General features: G+C 69.3%; 5 protein-coding genes and 1 pseudogene. 3 read left to right on the top strand and 3 right to left on the bottom strand.

Features of this window, described 5'->3' with window-relative positions; translation table 11 throughout:
- Together AC27KI_RS17040 and AC27KI_RS17035 are read right to left on the bottom strand one after the other, a co-directional pair.
- A partial coding sequence (locus AC27KI_RS17040; protein ID WP_487114890.1) for a Bug family tripartite tricarboxylate transporter substrate binding protein occupies positions 1–593 on the bottom strand: 593 nt, incomplete at its 3' end.
- A gap of 97 nt (positions 594–690) precedes the next feature.
- Positions 691–1,784: pseudogene (locus AC27KI_RS17035) on the bottom strand (tartrate dehydrogenase).
- Between the two features lie 144 nt (positions 1,785–1,928).
- On the opposite strand from AC27KI_RS17035, the gene AC27KI_RS17030 reads away from it, so the two are divergent.
- Positions 1,929–2,888: a LysR family transcriptional regulator gene (locus AC27KI_RS17030; RefSeq protein ID WP_487114888.1), complete on the top strand. Its 960-nt coding sequence runs from the start codon at positions 1,929–1,931 to the stop codon at positions 2,886–2,888.
- 101 nt (positions 2,889–2,989) lie between these two features.
- Positions 2,990–3,625 (top strand): 3'-5' exonuclease, encoded by a 636-nt coding sequence (locus AC27KI_RS17025; RefSeq protein WP_487114886.1) that lies wholly within the window; start codon positions 2,990–2,992, stop codon positions 3,623–3,625.
- A 57-nt stretch (positions 3,626–3,682) separates the two neighbouring features.
- Here the strand turns inward: AC27KI_RS17025 and AC27KI_RS17020 are convergent, their stop codons facing one another.
- On the bottom strand, positions 3,683–4,837 hold the full coding sequence (locus AC27KI_RS17020; RefSeq protein ID WP_487090750.1) for an ABC transporter substrate-binding protein: 1,155 nt from the start codon (positions 4,835–4,837) through the stop codon (positions 3,683–3,685).
- Between the two features lie 434 nt (positions 4,838–5,271).
- Between AC27KI_RS17020 and AC27KI_RS17015 the strand changes: the two genes are divergently transcribed.
- Positions 5,272–6,306, top strand: a 1,035-nt coding sequence (locus AC27KI_RS17015) for a 2-isopropylmalate synthase (RefSeq protein ID WP_487114884.1), incomplete at its 3' end; no start/stop codon positions are given.

Raw genomic sequence — 6,306 nt, 5'->3', positions numbered from 1 at the left:
CCGCTGCCCTTGTAGGGAATGTGGCCGATCGACGTGCCGGTGAGGCCCTGGAACTGCGTGCCGATCAGGTGCTGCGCGGTCCCGTTGCCGTTGGAGCCGAAGGTCAGCTTGCCCGGCTGCGCCTTGGCCTGGGCCACCAGGTCGGCCACGGTCCTGGCCGGGTTGTCGGCGTGGACGACCAGCACGTTGGGCACCAGCGCCACCGTGGTGATGGGGGCCAGGTCCTTCTGGAAGTCGTAGGGCAGTTTCTTGTACACGCTGGTGGCGATGGTGTGGTGCACCGCGCCCATCAGCAGGGTGTAGCCGTCGGGCCTGGACCGGGCCACGTAGTCGGCGCCGATGGTGGCGCCGGCCCCCGGGCGGCTCTCCACGATGACGGGCTGGCCGAGCGACACCGTCAGCCGGTCGGCCAGCGCCCGCGCCAGCACGTCGGTGGTGCCGCCGGCCGGAAAGGGCACCGTCAGGCTGATGGTCTTGGTGGGCCAGGCGGCCTGGGCGAGGGCGCGGCCGCTGGTCAGCACCGGGAGGGCGGCCGCGAAAGCGTGCAGCAGCACCTGCCGCCGCTGGCGCGCGGGGAAAAGTTTCGGGGCCATGCTGGTCTCCTGGGAGAGCGCTCTGCGGCGCCTGGGGGATGGCCCGCCGCGGCGCGGTCGGGCGAAGGACGGAACGGATGAATGAAAGAAAAGGATTTCAGGCGGCCCGCCGCTGCGCCTGGCGGGTGCCGGCCAAGTGGTCGCACACCGCCTGCGTGACCTGGGCCGTGGTGGCTGGCCACCCAGGTCCCGCGTGTGCAGGGCCGGGTCCGCGGTGACGTGTTCGATGGCCCGCATCAGGCGCCGGGCGGCGTCCGCCTCGCCCAGGTGTTCGAGCAGCATCACGGCCGACCAGAACGTGCCCACGGGGTTCGCCAGGCCCTGGCCCATGATGTCGAAGGCCGACCCGTGGATGGGCTCGAACATCGAGGGATAGCGCCGTTCGGGGTCGATGTTGCCGGTCGGTGCGATGCCCAGGCTGCCCGCCAGCGCGGCGGCCAGGTCGCTCAGGATGTCGGCATGCAGGTTGGTGGCGACGATGGTGTCCAGCGTGGCCGGGCGGTTCACCATGCGGGCCGTGGCGGCGTCCACCAGCTCCTTGTCCCAGGCCACGTCGGGAAAGTCGCGCGAGACCTCCAGCGCGATCTCGTCCCACATCACCATCGCGTGGCGCTGGGCGTTGCTCTTGGTGATCACGGTGAGCTGCCGTCGCGGGCGCGACCGGGCGAGCTGGAAGGCGTAGCGCAGGATGCGCTCCACGCCCACGCGGGTCATGATCGACACGTCGGTGGCGGCCTCGATCGGGTGGCCCTGGTGCACCCGGCCGCCCACGCCGGAGTATTCGCCCTCCGAGTTCTCGCGCACGATCACCCAGTCCAGCTGCTCGGGCGTGCAGCGCTTGAGCGGTCCGTCGATGCCCGGCAGGATGCGCGTGGGCCGCACGTTGGCGTACTGGTCGAAGCCCTGGCAGATCTTCAGGCGCAGGCCCCACAGGGTGATGTGGTCGGGAATGTGCGGATCGCCCGCCGAGCCGAACAGGATGGCGTCCTTGCCGCGCAGCGCGTCCAGCCCGTCGGCCGGCATCATGGCGCCGTGCGCGCGGTAGTGGTCGCCGCCCCAGTCGAAGTCTTCGAACTCGAAGTGCAGCGTCTCGTCGGTGGCGGCCAGGGCCTGCAGGACCTGGCGGCCGGCGGGAATCACTTCCTTGCCGATCCCGTCTCCGGGAATGGTGGCGATGGCGTAGGTGGTCATGGGTGGTTCGGTCGAAAAGCGTTGGGGACCGCGCCACTCTAGGCACCGCCGGCCTTTCGGCGCGGGGCTATAGTGAAACCATTGTTCACCTGGATTCAACAATCCAGCCGCCCGCCCACCCGGTTTTTTTCCTGCCGCCTGCCCATGCCTGCCGCCCACGCCCTTCCCGCCATCCAGCCGGCCGACCTGGGATTTTTCTCGGTGCTGGCCAGTTGCGGCAGCCTGAGCGCCGCCGCGCGCGAGCTGGGCATCACCACGCCGGCCGTCAGCAAGCACCTGGCGCTGATGGAGGCGCGCGTGGGCGTGCCGCTGGTCAACCGCACGACGCGCCGCATGGGCCTCACGCCCGAGGGCGAGCTGTACCTGGCGCACGCGCGCCGCATCCTGGGCGAGATCCACGACCTGGAAGAGCTGCTGGGCCTGTCGCGCGCGACGCCGAAAGGCCTGCTGCGGGTGAATGCCACGCTGGGGTTCGGGCGCCGCCACATCGCGCCGCTCATCTCGCGCTTCGCGCGCCTGCATCCGCAGGTGCAGGTGCAACTGCAGCTGTCCGTGAACCCGCCCGCGCTCACCGACGACGCGTTCGACGTGTGCATCCGATTCGGCGCGCCGCCCGAGGCGCGCGTGATCGCCAGGCACCTGGCGCACAACCGGCGGCTGCTGTGCGCATCGCCCGACTACCTGGCGCGCCACGGCACGCCGAAGGTGCCCAACGACCTGGTGCACCACAACTGCCTGGGCATCCGCCAGGGCGAGGAGGCCTACGGCGTGTGGCGGCTCACGCGTGGCCGCGGGCGCCGTGCGGTCACCGAGTCGGTGAAGACGCGCGGCAGCCTCACCACCAACGACGGCGAGATCGCCGTGCGCTGGGCCCTGGAAGGGCACGGCATCCTGATGCGGGCCGAGTGGGACATCGAGCGCCACCTGCGCAGCGGGCAACTGGTGCCGGTGCTGCCCGCCTACAGCACGCCCGATGCCGACATCCACGCTGTGTACCCGCAGCGCCACCAGTCCGCGGCGCGGGTGCGGGCCTTCGTCGATTTCGTGGCGCAGGCGCTGTCGGACCGGGGCCGGGCCGGCGGCGGGGAAGGCGACACGGAGTGAGCCCCCTGCCGCGCGCCTTGGCGGCGCCTTCGCGTAGGCCGGTCCGGGCACTTCGCCGAAAATGCGGGCATTCCGCACGCCGACCCCTTTGCCGCCCCGCCATGTCCCTCATCGCCGTCATCGATTTCGAAACCACGGGCATCTCGCCCGGCCAGGGCGCGCGGGCGACCGAAGTGGCCATCGTGCTGCTGGACAACGGCCAGGTGGTGGACCGCTTTCAGAGCCTGATGAATGCCGGCGCGTGGATTCCCTCGTTCATCACGCAGCTGACGGGCATCACCAATGCGATGGTGGCCGCCGCGCCCGATGCGGCGCAGGTCATGCGCGAGGCGGCGCGCTTCGTGGGCGACACGCCCATGGTGGCGCACAACGCATCGTTCGACAGCAAGTTCTGGGCGGCCGAGTTGCAGTGTGCGGACCTTCCGGCGCCCCATGCCTTCGCGTGCACCGTGCTCCTGTCGCGGCGCCTGTACCCGGAGGCGCCCAGCCACCAGCTGGGCACCATCGTGGGCCACCTGGACCTGCCGCGCGCAGAGCGGGCCCACCGGGCCCTGGCCGATGCGGAGATGGCCGCGGCGCTGCTGGGCCGCATCCAGCACGACCTGCGCACCCGCTGGGGGGGTGGCGACCCCGCGCATGCCCTGCTCATGGGCCTGCAGCGCTGCGCGCGGCCCGCGTTGGGCAAGTGGTTCGCGCAGCACGGCGCGGCGGTGGCGAAGGCCACCGCGGGCGTTTAGCACCGCTCCGGGCCCCGTTTCGCGGGGATGCCCTGGGCTCAGGGGCCCCGGCTTTGGTCAGTAGCGCGCGCGCCCGAAGCTGTCGAGGATGGCGATTTCCGTGAACAGGCTGCCTTCGCGCCGGTTGTTCAGGAACGACACCTCGTAGCCGCCCAGATCGATGCGCGGCAGGCGCGACAGCGTCTCGGCCAGCGCCCGGCCATCCACGCCCCCGCTGCCGCTGCGCGGCACGGCCTTGATTCCCTGGCCGATGGTCTTGGCCACGAGGAAGCCTTCGAACGCCGCCAGCGAGGCGATGCTGGCGCTCTGCTGCGCCGCCTGCATGGCCTGGCGGAATTCGCGCACTACCGGAATCGACTGGTTGGTGAGCGCCGGGAACACCTGTGTCATGCCCACGCCGCGGGCGTTTTCCGCACCCACGGCGTCCACCAGTTTCACGGGGTCGAGGTCGGAGATGCCGACCACCTGCGCATGCCCGCCGGCCGCGCGGTAGGCCTTCACGAAGGCGCTGCCCGCGGCTTGGCCCGCCACCATCACGATCACCTGCGCATCGGCCTTGAGCAGCTTGGCCAGCGCGGGCTGGATGTCCGACGAGGTGCGTTCGTAGGGCTCCTTGGCGACCAGTGACAGCTTGCGCTTCGACAGGGCCGCCGTGAGCGCCTCCAGGCCCTTTTCGCCATAGGCGTCGTTCTGGTAGAGCGCCGCGAACTTGGTCATGCCGATGGCGTCGCCCATCTGCGCGACCAGCTTGGTCAGCTCCGTGCTGTAGCCGGCGCGCACGTGAAAGACGTAGGGGTTCACCGGCTCGCGGATGACCTGCGAGCCCGAGCGCGTGGGAAACAGCGGCACGCCGCTGTCCTGCGGCAGCTTGGCCTCGATCAGCGCCTGGGTGTTGCTGGTGGCGAAAGAGATCAGCGCGGCGGGCTTCATGGCCAGCAGCTTGCGGGCGCCGGCCAGCGTCTTCTCGGGCTTGAATTCATCGTCTTCCACGACGAGCCGCACCTCCAGGCCGGGAAATGCCTGGCTCTTTTGCGCCTCGGCAAAATAGGTTTCCACCCCCAGTACCACCTGCTTGCCCACTTCGGCGGCATTGCCTCCGGTCAGCGGCGCCACCATGCCGACGATGACGGGAGGGGCCGCGCGAGCGGTCGAGCCGATCCAGGGAAGGGCCAGCGAGGCGCCCAGGCGGGTGGTGAATACACGGCGTTTCATGGAACGTGCTCCTGTGGAGGGCAGACAGCAGACAAGGGCGTCAACGCGCCCGGACGAACCGATGCAGAAGAACCGGCACGCCCTTTACAAATGCAAGAACGTGCGAAATGTATGACCCATTGTTAATCAGTTTTTGTGGCGTTTTGGCGCCTGTGGACGGGATTTGATCGTCCTGTGCTAGGATTTGCCGCTATGCAACGCAATCTGCTGCTATCCCCACTATCGCTAGGCCTAGTGCCTGGCCGGGGTCTGCCTGCGTTCGCCATCACCGTTGCCTAAAAGCGCAACACCGATTTCCCCCTGACCCCGGCCCGCGAACCAGCCTCCACCCATGGTGGAGGGCTGCAGGGGATGTCGTTCACCGTTCACCGTTGATTCGACCCGTGCCCCAGCGCTGCCTTGCAGCACGGCACACACCGTTCGTGGAGCCTCTCATGATTTCCAAGCCCGCTACCAAGTACCAGCCCATCGCCCCCATCGCGCTGGCCGACCGCACCTGGCCTTCCAAGACCATCACCCGCGCTCCCATCTGGTTGTCCACCGACCTGCGCGACGGCAACCAGGCACTGTTCGAGCCGATGAACGGCGAGCGCAAGATGAAGCTGTTCCACGAACTGGTACGCATCGGCTTCAAGGAAATCGAGGTGGGCTTTCCTGCCGCATCGCAGACCGACTACGACTTCGTGCGCCGCCTCATCGACGAAGGCCTTGTGCCCGACGACGTGACCCTGATGGTCATGACGCAGTCGCGCGCCGACCTCATCGAGCGCACTGTCGAGGCTGTGCGCGGCGCGCCGCGCGCCATCGTGCACCTGTACAACGCCACCGCGCCCGTGTGGCGGCGCGTGGTATTCGGCATGAACGTGACGCAGGTGATGGCGTTCATCGACCAGCACGTCTCGCACCTGAAGCGCCTGACCGATGCCCAGCCCGAAACCCGCTGGACGCTGCAGTATTCGCCCGAAACCTTCAGCGCAACCGAGCTGGAAGTCTCGCTCGAAGCCTGCCAGACCGCCATCGCCGCCTGGGGCGTGGGCCCGGGTCGCGAGATCATCATCAACCTGCCCACCACGGTGGAAAACGCCACCCCCAACGTGTTCGCCGACCAGATCGAGTGGATGCACCGGCGCCTGAGCCCCCGCGAGCACATCGTGCTCTCGGTGCACCCGCACAACGACCGCGGCACCGGCGTGGCGGCGGCCGAGCTGGCCATGATGGCCGGCGCCCAGCGCGTGGAAGGCTGCCTCTTCGGCAATGGCGAGCGCAGCGGCAACCTCGACGTGGTGACGGTGGCGCTCAACCTCTACACGCAGGGCGTGCATCCGGGGCTCGACTTCTCCGACATCAACGCCGTGGCGCGCGTGGCCGAGGAATGCACCGCGCTGCCCGTGCACCCGCGCCACCCGTACGTGGGCGACCTGGTGTTCACCTCGTTCTCGGGCTCGCACCAGGACGCGATCAAGAAGGGC

The sequence above is a fragment of the Acidovorax sp. KPB24-03 genome, assembly GCF_057546605.1.
This window is presented reverse-complemented; position numbering and strand designations above follow the sequence as displayed.

Bases quoted from the DNA above. Each gene is read 5' to 3' on its own strand.
- AC27KI_RS17030 (WP_487114888.1), top strand. From the start codon at position 1,929: ATGCCTGCCGCCCACGCCCTTCCCGCCATCCAGCCGGCCGACCTGGGA.
- AC27KI_RS17025 (WP_487114886.1), top strand. From the start codon at position 2,990: ATGTCCCTCATCGCCGTCATCGATTTCGAAACCACGGGCATCTCGCCC.
- AC27KI_RS17020 (WP_487090750.1), bottom strand. From the start codon at position 4,837: ATGAAACGCCGTGTATTCACCACCCGCCTGGGCGCCTCGCTGGCCCTT.